Raw genomic sequence first — 20634 nt, 5'->3', positions numbered from 1 at the left:
CGGCGACGGCGTGCTCCGATTCACTGCGTGAGTCGCGTGAGCCGCGCGGTGTCCATGTAGTCGCGGAACAGCACGACTTCGCCGTCCCGGACCCGGACCACGTTGACCGACGTGCGCACCCGGGCCCGTCCGGCGCCGGGCACGGTCATGTCCACCTCGTTCTCCACCAGTAGCAGCTCCGGATCGGTGGTCTCGTACACCTCGGGACGAACCGCGTGCACCTCGATGCCGGACAGCCCCGACCAGCGCTGGGCCAGATGCTCGCGGATCGCCTCCCGGCCTTCCAGCCGGTCCGGCAGGCCGGGGATGGTGAACGGGATCTCGAAGACCGCGTCGGGGGCGAGCAGCGCCACGAAGGCGTCGGCGTCTCTGGCCGGGAGTTGCTGGAACAGCCCCTCGACCAGCGCCCGGGGACTCCGCACCGAAATCTCTGTCATGACAACCTCTCTGATAAGCGGAACGTATGCCCCGCTTATAATCCGGAACGGTCGCCCCGCTTGTCAATGGGCAGCCGGTAGAATCGCGCCGTGCAGGAGAAATCGGCCGCGGCGAGCGGGGCCAAGCGGGCGCCGCGGGCCGATGCGCGCCGCAATCGCGAGCGGGTGCTGGCCGCCGCGCAGGCGGCCTTCGCGGCCGAGGGCATCTCGGTCCCGCTGGACGAGATCGCGCGCCGCGCGGGTGTCGGCCCGGGCACGGTGTACCGGCACTTCCCCACCAAGGAGGCGCTGTTCCACGCCGCGATCACCGACAATGTCGAGCGGATGATCGACTACGCCCGTGGCCTGACCACCGCCGCCGACCCGGGCGCGGCCTTCTTCGAACTGCTCGACCGGATGGTCACCGAGGGCGGCGTGAAACGCGACCTGGCCGAGGCGCTGGGCGGGCACGAGGCCGCCGGAACCAGTGTGCCCACAAAGGAATTGGTCACCGAGATAGACGTCCTGCTGCGCCGCGCGCAGCAGTCCGGGGCGGTCCGCGCCGATATCGGCACCGACGATCTGATGCGAATCCTCAAGGGCGCCTTCCTCGCCGCGCACACCACGGGCGCCGACGAGCAGCAGCGCTCGCGCGCCTTCGCCGTGGTGTTCGACGGCCTGCGCGCCCGGTGATCACGCGCAGCCGACCGGCCCCGCCGGTGCGTACGCCCGCAGTTCGGCGTTGAGCCGGGCGGCCGCGTGATTGAGCCAGCTCTGGTAGTAGTCGAGAAACGTTGGACCCAAGGACCATTCATCGCGACGATAACCCAGATAGACCACCCGCCCCCGCGCCGCCCCCGCCGCCACCACGCCGATGAAGTCGCCGTAGCCCACGTCGCTGATCACCAGGAAACCCGCGGTCGGCAGCCCGGTACCCTGCTCACCACTCGGAAACTCACGCACACAGGCGGTTCGGGCGGACCGCATCATCCGCTCCCAGCTGATCCCGCAATACGGTCCCGCACCGACCCCGATCCGCACCAGGAACGCTCGGAACACCGGGTCCAGCGCCGCCCCCATCACACCCTCGAGTCCGCACAACTTCTCCGCCCGTACCGGCCAGGTGAGATAGGAGTGCAGATTCCCTCCCGTCACCACCTCGCTGTCGAAAGCCCTGGGCAGCAACGCGTCCCGCTCCCGCAACCATTCCAGCCGCCCCCGAACCCACTCCAGCCGACCCCGCAGTTCCACATCCATCGGTCGATCATGACCACCGAACCCCCTGCGCGCCAACGCCGTTCAGTCCCGCCGAACCAGAATAACGCCAGGTCGGAACCGAAGTTACATACCTTTCACCAACATTGAACATCCCGGAAACCGCCGGTGGGGAACCGATGACAGTAGAGTCGGCGTGAAACCCCGGGGCGACTACTCCTCCACCACAGCTATCCAGAGATAATCGCGAGCTCTGGTCATCGCAACCAGCGCCTGTCGCTGAATGAGTTCGGCGGCGGAGCGCTCCTCGCTGGACAGCTGATCGACCGGCCCATGCGCCGGCGTCGGATGGAACACTGCCGCGAACTCGAGCCCCTTCGCGCGACGCACAGTCCCGACCTTTACCGCGTCCAGCCATGTGCCGTCGAACTCCTCCAGCGAACGGGTAGGAATTTCCTCCGCATCGAGTAGCTGCTGAATATAATCGGATTCACCTCGTGTGGCAGTAATTACTGCCACATCAGATATAGGGAAGGCGGACTCACGGATAGCCTGAATCAGCCTAGCGCCAAGTTCAGCGCGACTCACTCGTACCGTTACCACCTTGCCTCCCGAAGGCATTCTCTCACTCATACGCCGGCTGGGGCGATTCAGTGCGTTACCTTCGATAAGATCGTAGGCCCGGAGTCGCAACCATGCTTCATGAACATGATCGTCTGTGAATATTTCCGCTTTCCGTGGTGTCCATTCTCGAACCAATTCGGCATTTCGTCGCCAGTCCAGTGCCGCACACCGGTCATGGACAGCGAGCCAATGGACAGTAGAAAGCAATTCCATGCCATACATGGACTCGAAGCCGTCGGTTAGATTATCGACTACAGCAATCCGCTGGCGAGTTGCAGGATGACAATCCAAAACCCTCGATGCTTCCACTCCAGCCGCCGGGAGCGGGCGAATGGAGGTTGCCTCCAGAACCCGTGACGAGCCGTCCCCGTAGCCAGTCAAAAAGTGCCCTTCGACCAGGCTGAGCACTCTTCTCAAGCCATCCGCGTACGGCCCGTAACGACCCTTCGAGAACTCCAGTCGAAGAGGCTCGCCGACAACTTGCAGAAAGTACATCAGCTTCTGAATCTCCAGTGGAGTCGCCTCCAAGGAGTTCCTCAGGTACCGAGACAGAAGTTCGATAAGCGCAGCACGGCCCACCGTCATCTCCGGCCGAGGTGTAGCATTCAGCATCTCGGCGGCAGCCGGCGTATTACCGGGCAGATATAGTCGGACATCCAAATTCGGCAGAGGCCGTAGAGCGGATACGATCACCGGCTCTACTTCGGCCCAATCCAGTCCGCCGTTGCCACAGCCAAGAGGCGGCACAGCTATAGACTTTATCCGCAATTCTGTGATCACATTTACAAGGTCGACCAAACCTGCCTCGATATCGGGTAGCTTGGAAGACGCGCGCCAATGTCTCTTTGTGGGAAAATTGATAATATAACGCGGCCCATCGAGCATTCCGGTGCGCCAGACATGCATTCTGCCGATCCGGACCTCGCCGTGTTCACAGGCCTCTTTATAGGCCTGGAACATCTCCGGGTACGCGCGGCGGAACTGCAGCGCGATGCCCTTGCCCATCACACCCACGGTGTTGACAGTGTTCACCAACGCTTCCGTGTCGGCGCGGAGCAAGTTGCCAGTGGCCTCGATGATCACGGCGAACGACTCCATACGTTAGAAGTACCAGGCAGGTCTGACAGATACGGGCGTCCGGTCCACCAACCCATCGGCCAGCCTAACTCGGTCTACGGTCTGCTGGCTGCAAACAGCTATCTCGACGAACGCTGACCACGGTACTTTGCCATGTACCAAGCACTCGGCCATCCTCCTCTCGACCCGATCATGATCGGTCTCGGTGTTCTTCCAGATACGCTCCCCCATCAGTGGCCAGTCGATCATGGTATCGACTACGGCCAGGTCGCATGTGAACCTACACACCTGCAGTGCCGCGTTCCGGTCGGTGAATACAGGCTGCAACCCTTGATCGATCAGCGTCTCGACGGTGGTGCGCAAGTAGACGAGCTCGCGGTCACTTCCACTGTAGGTGTCCACGTTCTTTTTGAAGATCGAGTACATCATCGGACTTCTGGGGGCGAAGTAGAATGGCACGTAGTCGGCTACGAACCCGCCTGCACCGACCGGCACTCGTCGACTCCGGCGTGTCCGTTTGATGCCCAGATTGCCAACCTCTTGCTCGATGCAGCCCACCCGCTGCGCTTCTGTGTCCGAGAGTAGGCCGAACTGACTGATGGTTGGCAAATGGTCAAGGTGAGTGAAGTGCCATACGGGCGTGGGCACAGGACGACGCACGGTCATCCCCCATGCACGATGTCGCCGTCCAAAACTTGCCCGGCTTGCCCGCGAACAACTCTTCGCAAACGACTGCTCCCCACCTGACGATTCGTAGCAAATCCGGATGTTGTCGATCACTGGACTGCATCGGCATCAACCGTACCCAACAACTCCGACACTGTCGGCGAAACAGGAACCATCGCAGCAGATTCCGGACAGGTGTGGATCGACGCGGCAAGGGCTTCGCCTCCGCTTGCGCCATGCGAGTCGACAGGCCGAGACCCGTCGACCATGGGGAAGTCAACAGGTCTCGGCTGAACGAGGTGTCCTCAGCGCTGGCTCAGCAACACCTCGGCGATCTGGATTGTGTTGAGGGCGGCGCCTTTTCGGAGATTGTCGCCGGAGATGAACAGGGCGAGGCCGCGGCCGTCGGGGACGCCCTCGTCGCGGCGGATGCGGCCGACCAGGGATTCGTCGATACCGGCCGCCTGCAGCGGGGTGGGCACGTCGACAAGTTTGACGCCCGGGGCTCCGGCGAGGATCCGCTGGGCCTGCTCGACCGAAAGTGGTTGCGCGAATTCGGCGTTCACCGACAGCGAGTGACCGGTGAAGACCGGCACGCGCACACAGGTGCCGCTCACCGCGAGGTCCGGGAGGCCGAGGATCTTGCGGCTCTCGTTGCGCAGCTTCTGGTCCTCGTCGGTCTCGCCGGAGCCGTCGTCGACCAGCGAACCGGCCAGCGGCAGCACATCGAACGCGATCGGGGCGACGTACTTGTTCGGCGCGGGGAACCGCACCGCCGAACCGTCGTGGGTCAGCTTCTCCATCTCGGGCGCGACCGCGCGCACCTGACCGGCCAGCTCCTCCACCCCGGCCAGCCCGCTGCCCGACACCGCCTGGTAACTGGAGACGATCAGCCGCCGCAGACCTGCCGCGTCGTGCAGCGGCTTGAGCACCGGCATCGCCGCCATGGTGGTGCAGTTCGGGTTGGCGATGATGCCCTTGACCAGGTTGCGGGTCTGCTCCGGGTTCACCTCGCTGACGACCAGCGGGACCTCGGGGTCCTTGCGCCAGGCCGACGAGTTGTCGATGACGGTGACACCCGCGGCGGCGAAGCGCGGCGCCTGCACCCGCGACATGGTGGCCCCGGCTGAGAACAGCGCGATGTCCAGGCCGCTCGGGTCGGCGGTCTCGGTGTCCTCGACCACGACCTCACCGCCGCGCCACGGCAGCTTCTTGCCGGCCGACCGCGACGAGGCGAAGAACCGTACCTCGTCGGCGGGAAAGTCGCGCTCCTCCAGCAGTTTTCGCATCACGGCGCCGACCTGGCCGGTCGCGCCGACGACACCTACCCGTACGCCCACGCGATCACCGCCCCGATCCGGCGTGCACGACCGCGACCTCGTCGCCGCCCAGATCGAAGGCCTTGTGCAGCACCTGCACGGCCTTGTCCAGCTCGGTGTCCTTGACCAGCACCGAGATCCGGATCTCCGAGGTGGAGATCAGGTCGATGTTGACCCCGTTCTGCGCCAGCGCCTCACAGAAGGTGGCGGTGACGCCCGGGTGGCTCTTCATGCCCGCGCCGACCAGCGACACCTTGCCGATGTGGTCGTCGAACAGCACCTGGGAGAAGCCGATCTCGCTCTGCCGCTCGGTCAGGAACTCCACGGCCTTCGGGCCGTCGGTCTTCGGCAGGGTGAAGGTGATGTCGGTCTTGCCGGTCTCCACCTTGGACACGTTCTGCAGCACCATGTCGATGTTGACGTCGGCGTCGGCGATGGCGCGGAACACCTTGGCGGCGTAACCCGGCTCGTCGGGCAGGCCGACCACGGTCACCTTGGCCTCGCTGCGGTCGTGGGCGACGCCGGTGAGAATTGCTTTCTCCAAGGGGATGTCCTCCATCCATCCGTAAACGTAGGTGCCCTGCTTGTCGGTGTACGACGAACGCACATGGACGGGCACGTTGAAGCTTCGCGCGTACTCCACGCAACGCAGCATGAGCACCTTGGAGCCGCAGGCCGCCATCTCCAGCATCTCCTCGAAGGAGATCTGGTCCAGCTTCTGCGCGTCCGGCACGATCCGCGGGTCGGCGGTGAAGATGCCGTCCACATCGGTGTAGATCTCGCAGACGTCGGCCTCCAGGGCGGCGGCGAGCGCGACCGCGGTGGTATCGGAACCGCCGCGGCCGAGCGTGGTGATGTTCTTGCTGTCCTGCGACACGCCCTGGAATCCGGCGACCAGCACGACCACGCCCTCGTCGAGCGCCTCCCGCACCCGCGACGGGGTGACGTCGATGATGCGGGCGTTGCCGTGCGCGCCGGTGGTGATCACGCCGGCCTGCGACCCGGTGAACGAGCGCGCCTCCGCGCCCAGCGAGTGGATGGCCATCGCCACCAGGGCGTTCGAGATCCGCTCGCCCGAGGTCAGCAGCATGTCCAACTCACGAGCCGGCGGCGCGGGAGACACCTGCTGGGCCAGATCCAGCAATTCGTCGGTGGTGTCGCCCATCGCGGAGCAGACCACCACGACATCGTGGCCCTGCTTCTTCGTCTCCACGATCCGCTCAGCGACGCGCCGGATACGCTCGGCTGATTCGAGCGAGGATCCTCCGTACTTCTGAACGACGAGAGCCACGACGGGGTCCTCCAAGATCGACTAGCTGCAATTACAGGAACCCAGAGTACCGATCCGGATCGAGGGATTATCGATGCACCTCGACCGGGGGCAGTTCCGAGGAACCCATCCGGGCGTCGAACTTGGTGGTCAGCGGTGCCAGGATCCAGTGATATCGGGTGTTGTGAAACGCTGAAATTTCCCAACCTTCGGCGCCGCGGACGAGCACCCACGTCTGCATCTTCGTATTGCGCGGTGTGCGGCGCTGTGCGCCCTTCAGGAGTGCGCCCTTGCTGTGCACGAGCGCGACGTCGGGCGCGGGGAAACGCAGCTGGGTGATCTCGTAGTCCATCCGCGAGCCCCGCTGGAACTTCTCGAACAGCGGGATATGGCAGGACTCGATGTCGGCCCGGCCCTTGTGGTGGGTGCCCAGGAAGGTGACGTAATCGGCGTCGGGCGTGAACACCGCGGCGTAGGCGGCGGCATCACCCGCGGCCCAGGCGGCACTCGCGCGGGCCAGCACGGCGCGGACGGCCAGTTCGTCGGCGTGGCGATCGGTCATCGGGACTCTCCTTTATTGCTCTGATCATTTACTTACTCAGTAAATAATTGAGTAAGTAAGATAGTGATCGAGTCGAGCGCTAGTGTCAAGGCGGCAGGACCGGCGGACAGGAGCGAGGACCAGCGATGACGAAGGCGAAAGACCTGGGAGAACGACTCACCGTCGCAGCGCAGCGCAACGCGACGGACGCGGTGATGATGCACCAGGCCGTCGCCGACCGGCTGGGCCTGCACGTGACGGATCTGCGCTGCCTGAATCTGCTGCGCCTGGGCGGTCCCGCCACACCCGGCGAGCTGGCCGCCCGCACCGGACTCACCACCGGCGCCGTCACCCGGATGATCGACCGGCTGCTGCGCGGCGGCTACGTCGCCCGCGAGCACGACGCGCAGGACCGCCGCCGGGTGATCGTCACCGCCGACGAGGACCGGATCGCCGAGATCGCGCCGCATTACGAACTGCTGGCGCGGGAATTCGGAAAGATCATGGGCGAGTACTCGACCGAGCAGCTGGAGCTGCTGCTCGACCTGTTCGACCGCCTGCACGAGACCTCGCTGCGGGTGACCACCATGCTGCGCAACAACGAATCCGACTGAGCCGGAGGCGAATTCATGAAGAGCACCGAGATCGACGTGACCACGGGCCGCTCCGAAGTGGTCCACGACCTCACGCCGCAGTGCACGGCTTTCCTGCGCGAGGCCGCGGCGGGCGGCGACGGCCTGCTGCACGTCTTCGTCCCGCACGCCACCGCGGGCGTCGCGCTGATCGAACTCGGCGCCGGCAGCGACGACGACCTGCTGGCCGCGCTGCGCGACCTGCTACCGGCCGACGACCGCTGGCGGCACGCGCACGGATCGCGCGGGCACGGCCGTTCGCACGTCATGCCCGCGCTGATCGCGCCCTACGCCACCATTCCCGTGCTGCGCGGTGAACTCGCGCTGGGCACCTGGCAGTCGGTGGCGTTCGTCGACCTCAACGTCGACAACCCGAACCGCCGGGTGCGCCTCTCCTTCCTTGCCGACCCCAGTTGACCTGAGGGATCGGGCGCACGGGACGAGCGGCGAAGCGCTGCTGGACAGCGTGGTTACGAACTGGCTTTCGCATAGGAGATACAGCCTTTCTGACGAGGATCGCGGCGGGATGGGGGTTCAAGCCCGGGTGAACCAGGTGACCTGCGCGCCGTTGCTGAATTCCTGCCGCCGGACCGGGTGGAACAGGGTCGGGCGGAAGTCGCCGCCGAACACCGGCACGCCCGCGCCCGCGATCACCGGATAGCTCTTGATGATCAGCTCGTCGATCTCGTCGACGAGCGCACCGGCGAGTTTGCCGCCGCCGCACAGCCAGATATCCCTGCCCGCTTCCTTTTTGAGCCCGCGCACCAACTCGACCGGATCGCCCGCGACGACCTCGACCCCTGGGTCGTCCACCGGAGCCAGCGTGCCGGACACGACGTACTGCTTCATGTGCGCGAACGGGCTGGCCACACCGATCGAGAGCGCGGGTTCGTAGGTGCCGCGGCCCATGATCAGCGTGTCCCACTCCCGGTTAGGAGTGTCCACGGGCAATCCCACGTGCGGGCGGATGTGTGTCGGGACCACCTCCGGATACCGCTCGTTGAACCAGGCCGACATGTCGTCGGCCACCGGATAGAAGTCCACCTCCCCCGCAGGCCCGGCGATGTAGCCGTCCAGGGACACCCCGACGTAGTAGACGAGCTTTCGCATATCAATACCGCCTTGCCTGTTGTACTCTGTCTGTAGTGATTTCGAATGTAGTACTACGGATGGAGTGGTGTCAAGATGCGGACCAATCCCGAGCGCCGGCAGACCCTGCTGGACGCGGCGATCGAGGTGCTGGCGCGAGACGGCGCGCGCGGGCTCACCTTTCGCGCCGTCGACAAGGAGGCGGGGGTACCGGCCGGGACGGCCTCGAACTACTTCGCCAATCGCGACGACCTGCTCACCCAGGTCTGCGGGCGCTATTACGAACGACTGCAACCCAGCGCGGAGACCATGGCGATGCTGACCGACGCGCCCAAGAGCCGGGAGACCATCGCCGAACTGATGACCGAGGTCGTCGGGCGCGTGGCCGGATTCCGCACCGGCTATCTGGCCCAGCTGGAGCTACGACTGGAGGCGACCCGGCGGCCCGAACTGCAGGCGATGCTCACCGAGCGGGTGCGCGCCGACCTCGATCTCAATGTCCGCAATCACCTCGAGGCCGGAATGCCCGGCGACGCCACCACGGTGGTGCTGCTGTACCTGAGCCTGAACTGGCTGATTCTCGAAAGCCTCACCCTGCCCGAGATTTTCGGTGAGCAGCAGCGGCGCGAATTGGTGCGGGCCGCCGTCGATCGGGCGATCACCGTGTGATGCTTATCACCTCTGACCGGATTCCGCCACTGTCGCTACTGCGCCGACCAGGTGCGGAGGCCGCAGACCGCACGACCGCCGCACCCCGAAACACCGTGCCGCGGACCGGCTGCCGCACGGGAGGCACGGTTGACGTGTGCTGTGGCCCCGGCGACAATCGGGCTCGAAGCATTACGGGGGGTGGAGGGCACAACATGCGCACGAAGACCGACCACCGATTCGTCATCGACCTCGATCCCGAACAAGTCATGGAGGCGTTGCTCGCGATCGATCGGATTCCGGAATGGTCACCGTCGCACAAGGATGTGCGCGTGGCGACGTACGACGACTACGGACGTCCCAAGAAGGTATACGCCACGGTCACCCCGCTCGGCAATTCCGATCGGCAGGTTCTCGAATACGACTGCACCGAGGACCGGATCGCCTGGGAAGTGGTGGAGAGCGGTGCCGGTGGCGGCGGCCGCGGCTGGTTCGAGCTGGAGGTGACCGGGGAGGGCACCGAGGTCTGGTACCACTGCGAATTGCAGCTGCCGATCCCGGTGCCGGGAATCCTGATGAAGCGCAGCATCGCCCGCGTGAACGAGGAAGCGGTGCAGAACCTGATCGAGTTCATCGAGAAGTTCCGGTTCGAGAACTACGACGTGGGCTGAGCGTCCCGCCGAGCACACCGACCGGCTGGCACGATATCGGCATGACCGGTGTGAAACGGCGGATACAGATCGTCTCCGAGGACGCCTCGGTGACCCAGCTGGAGCTGTTCTTCGATCTCGTGTTGGTGTTCGCCTTCACCCAGGTGACCGATCTGGCCGCGCACGAGACGACGGCGCTGAACATGCTGCGGGCCGTCCTGGTGCTCGCGGTGATGTGGTGGGTGTGGATCGCCTACGCCTGGCTGGGCAATGTGGTGCGGGCCGACGAGGGGATCGCGCGGGTCGCGATGTTCGCGGCGATGGGCGCGGCGCTGATCGTGGCGGAGGTGATCCCCGAGGCGTTCCACGACATGCCCGGCGGCTGGTACGGGCCACTGGTTTTCGCCATCGCCTACCTGGTCATCCGGCTGGTGCACCTGGTGATGTTCTGGCTGGCCAGCGACGAGGATCAGCAGCTGCGCGGGCAGGTCACGCGCTGGGCCGCGGGCTCCATCACGATCGGCACCACGCTGCTGATCGTCGCGGCGATGAATCACGGCACGGTCCAGATCTGGTTGTGGATCGCCGCGATCACCGGTGACATGCTGTGGACGTTCTTCGCCGGCAACCAGTGGCGGCTGAACTCGGCGAGCCACTTCGCCGAACGGCACGGGCTGATCATCATCGTGGCGCTCGGCGAGTCGATCGTCTCCATCGGCGTCGGTATGGCGGGCCTGCCCATCTCGTGGCCCATCGCCGTGGGATCGCTACTGGCGCTGACGGTTTCGGGCCTGCTGTGGTGGGCGTACTTCGACGTGGCGGCGCATGCGGTGGAGCACGCGATGACCCATGCCCGCGGCGAGCGGCGCATCCAGATCGCGCGAAACTGCTACACCTACTGGCACTTTCCGATGATCGCGGGCATCATCGCGCTGTCGCTGGGGCTGAAGAAGGTGCTCAACTATCTCGGCGGCGCCCAGGGGCACACGTTGCACGATGCGCTGCACGGGATTCCGATGTTCGCGCTGTACGGCGGGGTGATGCTGTACCTGCTCGCGCTCGTCGGCTTCAAGCAGTACGCCACCGGGCAGGTCTCCTGGGCGCGGGTGGCGACGGCGGTGGTGCTGGCCGCGCTGCTCCCGATCGCGACGCGGCTACCGGCGATGGCCGCGCTGGCGCTGCTGTGCGCGGTGCTGGCGGTGCTGACCGTATGGGAGCTGGTGCGTTTCGCACAGCCGCGCGAGCGGATCCGGCACGGCGGCTAGCGGTAGGAGATCGGCGACGCCGGTTTGTGGTCCACGGTCTCGGGCACCTGCACGCCGTCGCGGACCGCCTCGCGCATCTGATTCACGTTCTCCCGCAACACATCTCCGATGAGTTCGTCGGTGCGCGGATCGGCCAGCGCCTGGAACACGATGCGGAAGCTGATATCGGCGATGGTCCGGATGATGTCCTCGTGGAACGGCAGATAGCGGACCCGGCCGATCTGCGGGTCGTTGCGGATCAACTCGACGATCATGGCGTCGAGTTCGCCGCGGTTCTCCTCCAGCGCGGCGGCGATATTGCGGGTGTAGCGACCGGCGCGCAGCACCGTCGCGACCTCCTCCAGCACGGCCATGGTCACCGGGCGCTTGATCGTCTCGACGATGGTGCCGACGAATCGGTTCACCACGGCCGCCGTCACCCGGTCACCGAACACACGGTCGGCGACGCGGGCCAGCCGGACCAGAATCACCACGATCCGCAGCAGCCGGAAACCGCGGAAGAACGGGCTGGTCACCGGGATCATGCCCAGGACCTCGTACCAGTACACGAACGGGAAGGTCCAGGACCAGTCGGCCCGGCGCCAGCGCCAGACGAATTCGGCGGCGAAGATCGCGCAGATCGTGTAGTCGACGATGACGAGGACGTGGTATGCGCCGGGCGAGATCGGGAAGAAGGTCACCCAGCCGACCAGCACCACCGACACCACCGCGAGCGCCAGCATCACGAAGTCGGTCCACAGCGCCGGCGGTTTGCGCGGGTAGTCCTCCGGCGGCGCGCCCGCCCCGGTGCGGTACTGCGACACAGCGATCCCTTCCACATCGAACGGTTCCGCCGAGAGTAATGGGTGCCGGCGACCGGCGCGCGGATCTCCCGCAGCGCACCGGCACGCTCGATGAGGTCTCCGGCGATCACCGACCCGCGCGGACGATCGCCTCCAGATTGCGCTCGGCCAGGGCGGTGATGGTCAGCGACGGATTCACCGTGCCGGTACTGCCCGGAATCGCGGCCCCGTCCACCACGTACAGGCCCGGATGACCGTGCACCCGGCCGTAGTTGTCGGTGGCGCGGCCCAGCACCGCGCCGCCCAGCGGATGCGCGGTGAACACGGCGTTGGCGTCGTAGCCGAGCGGGGTGACGTAGTCGAAGACGGCGCCGGACCGTTCGGCGATGCGGTGGTCGACCAGGCGGCACGCCTCCACGACCTGCTCCTGGGCCTGCCGCGGCCAGGCCAGGGCGGCGGCGTTGCGCCCGGCGTCGAAGCCGATCCGGGCGCGGGTCGGATCGAAGACCATGCCCAGCGAGGCCAGCGCGCCGGTCTCCACCGGAACGCCGGGGATGAACCAGCTCTCCAGGGTCAGCGGCATTCCGGAGGAGTCGAAGATGCGGCTGGCGCTGGGTACACCCTGGCCGGTGCCCGACAGCGAGTTGTCCACGCGGGCGAGGACCACGTCACCGTTGGTGCCCCAGCCGTCGCCGATGTGCTCGTTCAGGTGCGGCAGCGCGCCGGTGGCCTGCGCGCGCACCAGCAGTTCGGTGGTGCCGATCGAGCCCGCGCCGAGGAACAGGCGGTCGCAGGTGAGGGTGCGGGTCGCCAGCACCGCGCCGGTGGGATCCAGTTTGGTCACGGTCACGACGTAGCGGCCGCCCGGGTCCTGCGCGATGGCGTCGACCCGATGGCCGGGGTAGACCGCCGACTTCCCGGACTCCTGGGCGTATTTCAGATAGTTCTGGTTCAGATCGAACTTCGCGCCGTTGGAGTTGCCCAGGTTGCTGCGCGCCGCGGTGGCCGAGGGCCGCGTCGTCCCGGCCAATTCACCGCGCAGGATGTCCCAGTTGAAGATCGAGTCGTTGGCCTGCGGCTGGTATCCGGCCACGCGGGCCTGCTCGTCCCAGCGCCGGGAATGGCTGAACGGCGACGCCGCGTACAGGTCCGGCGGGAGCGGGCTCAGCCGCAGCTGCTGCCGCACCCGCGGGTAGTACACCCGCTCCATCTCGCCGAAAGCGACTGTCCCGCCGAAGATCTCGTCGAACCAGCGCTGTTCGGGGGCGATCATCGTGCCGGTGAAGACCACGGACCCGCCGCCGACCGCGGCCGCGCGCCACACGTCGATGCCGGAGAATTCGGTGACATCCAGGACGCCGCCGAACGGGGCGCACTGCATGGGCACCTTGGTGACGCCGGTGAAGCTGCTGCGATGCCAGAAGCCGCGGCCGTCGGGCAGGTCGTCGCCGGTGAAGATCTCCCGCCACGGGTCGTTGGGCCAGCGAGATCCCCGCTCCAGCACGGTGTTCGCCACGCCCGCCTCGGCCAGCCGCAGCGCGGCGACCGCGGCGCCGAACCCGGAGCCGACGACGATGGCCGGCGAATGCTCGGGCGGATCGGGGATCGGCGCGAAGATCTCGGGCACCCAGCTCCGGAACAGCTCGCTCCAGACCGGGTCGGCCGCCGCCGGGCCGATCCCGTGCGCAGCCCCCGCCGCACCCAGCAACGCCGCCGTCCCAGCGGCCCTCAGAAAGGCACGTCTGCGCACCCGGGCTCCTTACTCGAGTTCGATCGCGCGCGAGCGTACCCGGCGGACGACGATCGACTCAACACAATCGGTAGTCGTCATAACACCATGTGCATAGCCTAACGCTATAGCAGGTGATCAGGCGCGCAGGCGTTCGCGGCGGAGCTGGTCGACCTCGGGCAGCTCCAAGGGGGCGAGTTCATCGACGCCGAGGGCGCGCATGAGCAGGTAGTCGGCCAGTTCCGGGTTGCGGGCCAGGGCGGGGCCGTGCATGTAGGTGCCCAGGACCGAGCCCTGCACCACGCCCTCCAGGCCGTCGCCGACGCCGTTGCCCACGCCGCGGGTGACGCGGGCCAGGCCCTGCGCGTCACTGCCGAGTTTCGTTCCGCCCCTATGGTTTTCGAAACCGGTCAGCGGCTGGGACAGGCCCGGCAGCAGCGGCGTGGTGGCCACCTCCCCGATGGCGCGCACGGCCTGCGGGGAGGTGGTGACGTCGAAGAGCCCGACCCCGTCGACCCGTTCGCCGCTCGAGGTCTCGTACCAGTGGCCGAGCACCTGGATCGCGGCGCAGATCGCCAGTACCGGAACGCCTTTCGCGGCGGCCTGCTGCAAGCCGGGGTAGCGCCGCAGGTGGCGCGTCGCCAGTCGCTGCGCGGAGTCCTCGGCGCCGCCGAGCAGGTAGACGTCCAGCGAGTCCGGCACCGGGTCGTTCAGGGTGACCTCGACGATCTCGGCGTCGTGCCCGCGCATGCGCAACCGCTGCCGCAGCACCACGGCATTGCCGCCGTCGCCGTAGGTGCCCATCACATCGGGCAGCACCAGTCCGATGCGGACGGTGGATTCGCTCATGATCGACCCTCCAGCTCCCGGTTCAGATCCCGGAACGCGGTGTAGTTGGCCAGCACCTCGACCCGTCCGGGCGGGCAGGAAGCGATGGCGCGCAACGGATTCGGGACCGTGGTGTGCTCGACGCCGGCGTAGGTCAGGCGCACCGCGAGGTCGGTGGCTCGCTCACCCGCGGCGATCACCTGGGTGCCCTCGAAATGCTCGAAGCGCACATCCCACAGCCACGACAGGTCCTCGCCGTCGGGCACCTGGCCGTTGACGGCGATGACCAGGCCGGTCGCTTCCGGGTCGATCATCGACAGCGCCTCCTGCCAGCCCGCCGGATTCTTCGCCAGCAGCAACCGCGCACTGTGCTCGCCCAGCCGCACGCTGCGGTAGCGACCGGCGATCTCGCGCACCGTGCCCGCCGCCTCGACCGCCGCCTCGGGGCGCACGCCCAGCGCGACCGACGCCGCCACCGCCTGGGCCGCGTTGCCCCGGTTGGCGCGGCCCGGAAGCGCAAGGTGCAGTGGCAGTTTCACGCCCTCGGGACCGTAGAGGTGCTCCTCGTCGACCCACCAGTCCGGCTCCGGACGATGGAAGTCGGCGCCGGTGCTGCGCCAGTGCGTGCCCTCCCACACGATCGGCTCGCCGCTGCGCGGGCAGCTGGTGGCGTCCACCGACCAGCCGCTGCCGGCGGCCACCCACACCACGTTCGGATGGTCGTAGGCGATCGAGGTGATCAGCACGTCGTCACAGTTGGCGATCAGCACGGCGTCGGGGTGGCGGGCCATCCCGGCGCGCAGCTTGCGCTCGATCATGTTGATCTCGCCGACCCGGTCGAGCTGGTCGCGGGACAGGTTCAGCAGCACCACGGCGGCCGGGTTCAAGGCGTCGCTGACGTGCGGCAGATGCAGTTCGTCGACCTCGATCGCGGCCAGCGGGGCGGTGCGGTCGGTGCTCAGCGCCGACACGATGCCAGCGTCCATATTGGCGCCGTCGGCCTGGGTCACCACTCGCCCGAGCGCGCCGAGCGCGGCCGCGGTCATCCGGGTGGTGGTCGATTTGCCGTTGGTGCCCGTGACCAGGACCGTGCGGCGGCCGCGGCCCAGCTGCGTCATCAGCTTCGGATCGATCAGCAACGCGATCAGGCCGCCGATCATCGAGCCCTTACCGCGACCGGCCTGCTGCGAGGCCCAGGACGCCGCCGCCGCCGCGCGCAGCGCGAGCCGTCCACGCACCGAGATGTCTGCCACGCCGCGAGTTTATTGGTGGTCGGCGCGATGTGCGCGGGCGGCTAGCCCCCGGTGCTGTACAGCAGCTTCTCGTAGTTCTCCGGGGAGTAGCGCCGCTCGAGCTCCTCGACGGTTTCGGTGATGTCGGTCTGGACCTCCTTGGCCAGACGGGCCGCGCCCGGCAGGTCGTCGTGCGGCCACCCGTCGGGTTTCCACAGGCTGCTGCGCATGAACGCCTTGGCGCAGTGGAAGAAGATCTGCTCGATCGCCACCTCGACGGCCAGCACCGGGCGGTGGCCCTTGACGATCATGTCGTCGAAGTACGGGGCCTCGCGCACCAGCCGGGCGCGGCCGTTGACGCGCAGCGTCTCGTTGCGGCCCGGGATGAGGAAGATCACGCCCACATGGGGATTGGACAGGATGTTGAGGTAGCCGTCGGCACGCCGGTTGCCGGGGCGCTCGGGGATGGCGATGGTGCGATCGTCGAGGACCCGCACGAACCCGGCCGGGTCGCCCTTCGGGGAGGCGTCACAGTTGCCGTCGGCATCGCTGGTCGCCAGCACGACGAACGGGGACGTGGCGATCCACTGGCGGTCGCGGGGATGCAGCGCGGCGCGGTCCTTGCCGGCGGCGCGGGGATGCGGGTGGCCGAGCAGCTCACGCAGCTCGGCGGCGGTCGTGATCTCGCTCATCCTCCGATTGAACTGCCGAATACGGCCCGCGCCAAGGGGTTTGTGAGCAATCAGATCGCGATGTCGAACAGGTTGGGCCGGCCCGCAGCGTAGCGGTCGGCGTCGGTTCGCCGCAGTGGTTCCAGTTCGGCGGCGCGGTACAGGGTGAACAGGCGGCAGCGGTCGGCGTTCGAGCCCGCCACGTCCAGCAGGGCGTTCACCGCCGTGCGGGCCGCCTCGCTCGCGCCCTCCATGGTCGCCAGGTCCACGTTGGTGCGCACGTAATCGCCTGCGAGGAAAAGGTTTTCCAGTCCGCCGTGCGACTGCGGCCGGGCCGCCCAGGAACCGGCGGTGTTGATCAGCAGCGGGTCGGCGTTGCTGTTGCGACGGCGTTCGGCGTCCCAGGCGATGCCGGGGTCGAGGAACCAGGAGTGCAGGTCGTCGTCGCGCGGCGCGACGTCCGCCAGATGGGCGCGCAGCTGCGCCCAGACCTCGCGGGCGATCTCGTCGTGGGTGCACTCCTTGGCGGGCTTGCCGAACAGCGGGCCGGGCGTGTTCCAGTCGGAGATGTCGACCGACAGGCAGTCCTGTACCGTCCCGTCGCCGCGCTCGGAAAGCCTTGTGCGCGACCAGAATTGGCCCTGCGCGATGGAGGTGAGCGACCACGGCGAATCGACGTAGGCGACGTGGCCGCGCGCGATCTGCGCCGGGCGCCGCAGATACAGCTGGATCCCGGCCATCCAGTCCACGACCAGCCGGTCCAACGCGGCCAATTCCGGTCGTACGGCGAGGATTTCGGGCGTGCACAGCGCGCGCGTCGCCTCGACGGGCACGGCCAGCACGAAATAGTCCGCGGCCACGGTGTGCGCGGCGCCGGAACCGTCGACGATGCGGGCGCTCGCGATCCGGCCGTCCCGCACGTCCAGGCCGCGCACCTCCGCCGTCTCGAACCGCACGCCCAGTTCGCGCAGCAGGCGCACCCACGGATCGATCCAGGCCTCGTTGGTCGGCCCGTCGAGTACGCGGTCCAGCGGGCCGTCGTTGCCGATCTCGCGCGGGTTGCCGAGAAACTGCTCGCCCATGGCGCCGATGGTGCGGGTGCTGGCCTGCTCATCCTTCGCCGCGACCAGCAGCGTGGTGAGCGTGCGCGACAGCAGCGCCCGGAATTCGCGGGACCGCCCGGCCGCGCCGACGAAGTCGCGCCACGGCACGTGCTCCCACTGGCCGAAGCGGCGGGCATCGCAGCTGGTGTCGAAGACCAGCAGGCGGTTGGCGAAGTAGAGCGCGTCGGCCATCGGCATCTTCGCCGAGGTGGCGATGACCGAGCCGACGGTCTGGCGGAAATCGTCCGGGGTCGCCCAGCCGCGGGCGCCGCCGCTGCGCATGGGGACGATGGTGTCGTCGGCGCCCTGCCGGGCGAAGCGCGCCTCCGCCGCGGGCACCAGGTTGTCCCACACGCCGTTCTCGTTGCCGGGGAACGGGATTCGCCGCATGGTGTCCGGGATGTGGCGGTAGAACCCGGGGAAGAACCGGAATCCGTGCTCGCCGGGCAGATCGGGCCGACCGTCGCGGCCGCTGCCCGCGACCGGGATGCTGCGCGCCTTGCCGCCCAGCGCCCGGCGCTCGTAGACGGTCACCTCGAAGCCCCGCTCGGCCAGTTCGTGCGCGGCCGTCAGCCCGGCCACCCCGCCGCCGAACACCGCGACCCGACGCCCCGCCTCCGCCGCCGCGCGCGGCCCCCGCCACACCGTCGCACCGGCCATTCCCGCCGCAACCACCCCCGCCGCTCCGCGAAGCATCCTTCTCCGCGACGCGACCCCCAATCGTTCCACCATCTTCCAGACCTCCACGCCGCGGCCCACTGTAAGCGCCCGGCCTGGCAGGCCACCACGCCCCCGCACGAAGCGGACTTTGCCGATTACTTGCTGAGTGTGAGCGCGGGGGCCGTGGCCGTGGGCAGGGTGGGCTCGGTGAGGAGGCTGGGGCGGCGGGGTGTGGAGGTGGCGGCGAACGCTCCCGTGATCACGATCAATGCGCCGATGAGGGATAGGGCCGTGGGCCGCTCGTTCAGGAATGCCCATGCCGCACCGATTCCCACGACCGGGACCAGCAGCGTCAGCGGGGCGACGGCACCGGCGGGGTAGCGGCCCATCAGATAGGTCCACAGGCCCGAGCCCACGACCGTCGCCAGGATCGCCGTGTAGGCGAGCGCGATCAGCGCGGGCCAGCCGTGCGCGGTGAACGAATCCGCCACGGCGCGCGGGCCCGTCGCCGGGCCCTCCACCACGGCCGACAGCGCGAACATCGGCACCGGCGGCACCACGGCCATCCACAGCGCCAGATGCAGCGGATCCACCTTCTCCCCGCCGCCCGCGGCCAGCCGGGAACCGATATTGCCGAACGCCCAGCCCAGCCCGGCGGCCAACGTCAGCAGCACCGGCAGCAGGGTGGCGTGCTGCGCGCGATCCCACCCGATCACGACCATGCCGACCACCGCGACCAGCAGGCCCGGCCCCTGCACCCGGCGCAGCCGCTCGCCCAGCAGCAGCGCGCCCAGCAGCACGGTGAACGGCGCCGAGGACTGCAGCACCAGCGAGGCCAGGCCCGTCGGCATCCCCGCGCGCATGGCGGTGAACAGGAACGCGAACTGCGCGATTCCGAATCCCGTGCCGTACAACAGCAACCACCGCAGCGGCACCCGTGGCCGCGGGACCAGGAAGATCACCGGCACCGCCAGTACGGCGAAGCGCAGCGCGGCGAAGAAGAAGGGCGGGAAGTGCTCGAGGCCGACATGGAGGGCGAGGAAGTTCAGGCCCCACAGCACGACGACAGCCAGTCCGAGCAGGCGATCACGGTAGTTCACGGGCTAATGATGAGGTCGGCAACTAGTAAGAACAATCGAATACTTTTGGATGATTGATGTAGTAGAACTGAAGAGTGAACGAGCTGGCGGCACCTGCACCGGGCGGCGAATCCGGGCCTGCCATGGGCGTCGAGCGGCTGCGGATCCTGCGGGAGCTGGCCGATCGCGGGACGGTGGCGGAGGTGGCGCGAGCGCTGTCGATGACGCCGTCGGCGGTCTCGCAGCAACTCAAGGTGCTGGCGCGGGAAGCGGGTGTGGCGTTGCTGGAACCCGCCGGACGGCGAGTGCGGCTCACCGACGCGGGCCGGGCACTGGTGGTGCGCGCCGACGACGTGCTGGCCGCGATGGACCGCGCGGTCGCCGAGATGGCGCTGTATCGGCGCTCGCCGCGCGGACAGGTACGAGTGGCGCTGTTTCCGTCCGGCGCCGCCCTGCTGCTGCCCCGGGTCCTCGCGGCGCTGGCGGACACCGGTGTCGAGGTGTTCGCCCGCGACGAGGACGTGCCGCCGACCGAGGTGCCGCGCCTGCTGGCCGACTACGACGTGGTCCTCACCCACCGCGACGAGCGCGCGCCCTCGCTGGCCGGTCCGCGGGTCGATGCCGAGGTACTGATGCGCGAACCGATCGACGTCGTCGTGCCGCCCGGCCATCGCCTGGCCGGACAGGGCGCGGTGGTCCCCGCCGAACTCGCCGACGAGACCTGGTTCAGTGTCCGCGGCGGCTTCCCGGTCGACGACGTGCTCCGCTCGATCGCCACCGTCACCGGCGTACAACCTCGAATCGCCCAGCGGCTCAACGACTTCCTGGTAATCGAGGAACTCGTCGCCGTGGGCTACGGCGTAGCCCTCATGCCCCGCTTCTCGGTCCGCCACCCGGATCTGGGCGTACTGCGCCTGGCGGGCGTCCGCGCCGCACGCCTCTACGAACTCGTCACCCGCCCCCACCCCGAAGCCCGCCCCGCGATAGCCACGGTGCTCGCCGCCTTCCGAACCGCCGCCGAGCACGTCACCGCCGCCCCACCCCGCTCCCGCCGCTGACTGGAGAAGGGCGAGGGCAGTAGTACGTTCAGCTCTCGCCTCTGACGGGAGAAGGGCGAGGGCAAGTAGTACGTTCAGCT

Annotated in this window: 22 protein-coding genes; 7 read left to right on the top strand and 15 right to left on the bottom strand. The window is 67.9% G+C overall.

Annotation, left to right across the window (positions count from 1 at the left end; genetic code table 11):
* Positions 1 to 20: 20 nt before the first annotated feature.
* On the bottom strand, positions 21 to 437 hold the full coding sequence (locus tag NWFMUON74_RS01555; protein WP_187686242.1) for a nuclear transport factor 2 family protein: 417 nt from the start codon (positions 435 to 437) through the stop codon (positions 21 to 23).
* A gap of 90 nt (positions 438 to 527) precedes the next feature.
* Between NWFMUON74_RS01555 and NWFMUON74_RS01550 the strand changes: the two genes are divergently transcribed.
* Complete coding sequence (locus NWFMUON74_RS01550) at positions 528 to 1109, top strand: TetR/AcrR family transcriptional regulator (RefSeq protein WP_187686241.1); 582 nt, start codon at positions 528 to 530, stop codon at positions 1107 to 1109.
* Here NWFMUON74_RS01550 and NWFMUON74_RS01545 read toward each other — a convergent pair whose 3' ends face one another.
* The 6 genes from NWFMUON74_RS01545 to NWFMUON74_RS01520 form a co-directional block, all read right to left on the bottom strand.
* Positions 1110 to 1673 carry an SMI1/KNR4 family protein gene (locus NWFMUON74_RS01545; protein WP_187686240.1) on the bottom strand — a complete coding sequence of 188 codons (564 nt, stop codon included), beginning with the start codon at positions 1671 to 1673 and terminating at the stop codon, positions 1110 to 1112.
* A 171-nt stretch (positions 1674 to 1844) separates the two neighbouring features.
* Positions 1845 to 3338 carry a type II toxin-antitoxin system antitoxin DNA ADP-ribosyl glycohydrolase DarG gene (gene darG, locus NWFMUON74_RS01540; protein WP_197986953.1) on the bottom strand — a complete coding sequence of 498 codons (1494 nt, stop codon included), beginning with the start codon at positions 3336 to 3338 and terminating at the stop codon, positions 1845 to 1847.
* 18 nt (positions 3339 to 3356) lie between these two features.
* A complete protein-coding gene (darT, locus tag NWFMUON74_RS01535) occupies positions 3357 to 3998 on the bottom strand; it encodes a type II toxin-antitoxin system toxin DNA ADP-ribosyl transferase DarT (protein ID WP_232110787.1) in 642 nt (213 codons plus the stop codon).
* A gap of 305 nt (positions 3999 to 4303) precedes the next feature.
* The gene (locus NWFMUON74_RS01530; RefSeq protein WP_187686237.1) at positions 4304 to 5338 is read right to left on the bottom strand and encodes an aspartate-semialdehyde dehydrogenase; all 1035 of its coding nucleotides are present in this window, start codon (positions 5336 to 5338) and stop codon (positions 4304 to 4306) included.
* Between the two features lie 4 nt (positions 5339 to 5342).
* The gene (locus tag NWFMUON74_RS01525; RefSeq protein ID WP_187686236.1) at positions 5343 to 6608 is read right to left on the bottom strand and encodes an aspartate kinase; all 1266 of its coding nucleotides are present in this window, start codon (positions 6606 to 6608) and stop codon (positions 5343 to 5345) included.
* Between the two features lie 67 nt (positions 6609 to 6675).
* Positions 6676 to 7149, bottom strand: coding sequence for an SgcJ/EcaC family oxidoreductase (locus NWFMUON74_RS01520; RefSeq protein ID WP_187686235.1), 474 nt, complete (start codon positions 7147 to 7149; stop codon positions 6676 to 6678).
* Positions 7150 to 7274: 125 nt separating this feature from the next.
* Between NWFMUON74_RS01520 and NWFMUON74_RS01515 the strand changes: the two genes are divergently transcribed.
* On the top strand, positions 7275 to 7742 hold the full coding sequence (locus tag NWFMUON74_RS01515) for a MarR family winged helix-turn-helix transcriptional regulator (RefSeq protein ID WP_187686234.1): 468 nt from the start codon (positions 7275 to 7277) through the stop codon (positions 7740 to 7742).
* Positions 7743 to 7757: 15 nt separating this feature from the next.
* A complete protein-coding gene (locus NWFMUON74_RS01510) occupies positions 7758 to 8177 on the top strand; it encodes a secondary thiamine-phosphate synthase enzyme YjbQ (protein WP_187686233.1) in 420 nt (139 codons plus the stop codon).
* A gap of 117 nt (positions 8178 to 8294) precedes the next feature.
* Here NWFMUON74_RS01510 and NWFMUON74_RS01505 read toward each other — a convergent pair whose 3' ends face one another.
* On the bottom strand, positions 8295 to 8870 hold the full coding sequence (locus NWFMUON74_RS01505; protein ID WP_187686232.1) for a dihydrofolate reductase family protein: 576 nt from the start codon (positions 8868 to 8870) through the stop codon (positions 8295 to 8297).
* 75 nt (positions 8871 to 8945) lie between these two features.
* On the opposite strand from NWFMUON74_RS01505, the gene NWFMUON74_RS01500 reads away from it, so the two are divergent.
* From NWFMUON74_RS01500 to NWFMUON74_RS01490, 3 genes are all read left to right on the top strand, one after another.
* Positions 8946 to 9518, top strand: a complete 573-nt coding sequence (locus NWFMUON74_RS01500; RefSeq protein WP_187686231.1) for a TetR/AcrR family transcriptional regulator — start codon at positions 8946 to 8948, stop codon at positions 9516 to 9518.
* Between the two features lie 194 nt (positions 9519 to 9712).
* Positions 9713 to 10168: an SRPBCC family protein gene (locus NWFMUON74_RS01495; protein ID WP_187686230.1), complete on the top strand. Its 456-nt coding sequence runs from the start codon at positions 9713 to 9715 to the stop codon at positions 10166 to 10168.
* Between the two features lie 41 nt (positions 10169 to 10209).
* Positions 10210 to 11412 carry a low temperature requirement protein A gene (locus NWFMUON74_RS01490; protein WP_187686229.1) on the top strand — a complete coding sequence of 401 codons (1203 nt, stop codon included), beginning with the start codon at positions 10210 to 10212 and terminating at the stop codon, positions 11410 to 11412.
* Here the strand turns inward: NWFMUON74_RS01490 and NWFMUON74_RS01485 are convergent.
* From NWFMUON74_RS01485 to NWFMUON74_RS01455, 7 genes are all read right to left on the bottom strand, one after another.
* Positions 11409 to 12215, bottom strand: coding sequence for an ion transporter (locus NWFMUON74_RS01485; protein WP_187686228.1), 807 nt, complete (start codon positions 12213 to 12215; stop codon positions 11409 to 11411). The genes NWFMUON74_RS01490 and NWFMUON74_RS01485 overlap by 4 nt on opposite strands.
* A 106-nt stretch (positions 12216 to 12321) precedes the next feature.
* Positions 12322 to 13944 carry a GMC oxidoreductase gene (locus NWFMUON74_RS01480; RefSeq protein WP_187686227.1) on the bottom strand — a complete coding sequence of 541 codons (1623 nt, stop codon included), beginning with the start codon at positions 13942 to 13944 and terminating at the stop codon, positions 12322 to 12324.
* A 117-nt stretch (positions 13945 to 14061) separates the two neighbouring features.
* Entirely contained in the window at positions 14062 to 14772 is a 711-nt protein-coding gene (locus tag NWFMUON74_RS01475) for a type 1 glutamine amidotransferase (RefSeq protein WP_187686226.1), read from the bottom strand.
* The gene (locus NWFMUON74_RS01470; protein ID WP_187686225.1) at positions 14769 to 16004 is read right to left on the bottom strand and encodes a Mur ligase family protein; all 1236 of its coding nucleotides are present in this window, start codon (positions 16002 to 16004) and stop codon (positions 14769 to 14771) included. Before NWFMUON74_RS01470 ends, NWFMUON74_RS01475 begins: the two co-directional genes overlap by 4 nt.
* A gap of 41 nt (positions 16005 to 16045) precedes the next feature.
* Positions 16046 to 16675 (bottom strand): pyridoxamine 5'-phosphate oxidase family protein, encoded by a 630-nt coding sequence (locus tag NWFMUON74_RS01465; protein ID WP_187686224.1) that lies wholly within the window; start codon positions 16673 to 16675, stop codon positions 16046 to 16048.
* 50 nt (positions 16676 to 16725) lie between these two features.
* Positions 16726 to 18453, bottom strand: a complete 1728-nt coding sequence (locus NWFMUON74_RS01460; protein WP_232110786.1) for a hydroxysqualene dehydroxylase — start codon at positions 18451 to 18453, stop codon at positions 16726 to 16728.
* A gap of 119 nt (positions 18454 to 18572) precedes the next feature.
* On the bottom strand, positions 18573 to 19517 hold the full coding sequence (locus NWFMUON74_RS01455) for an EamA family transporter (protein WP_187686223.1): 945 nt from the start codon (positions 19515 to 19517) through the stop codon (positions 18573 to 18575).
* A 122-nt stretch (positions 19518 to 19639) separates the two neighbouring features.
* Here NWFMUON74_RS01455 and NWFMUON74_RS01450 point away from each other — a divergent pair, with 122 nt between their 5' ends.
* A complete protein-coding gene (locus tag NWFMUON74_RS01450) occupies positions 19640 to 20554 on the top strand; it encodes a LysR family transcriptional regulator (protein ID WP_187688847.1) in 915 nt (304 codons plus the stop codon).
* Positions 20555 to 20634 lie beyond the last annotated feature (80 nt).

The organism is Nocardia wallacei (genome assembly GCF_014466955.1).
Taxonomy (GTDB): Bacteria; Actinomycetota; Actinomycetes; order Mycobacteriales; family Mycobacteriaceae; genus Nocardia; species Nocardia wallacei.
The sequence above is the reverse complement of the archived record's forward strand: the minus strand, read 5'-3'. Positions and strand labels throughout refer to the sequence as shown.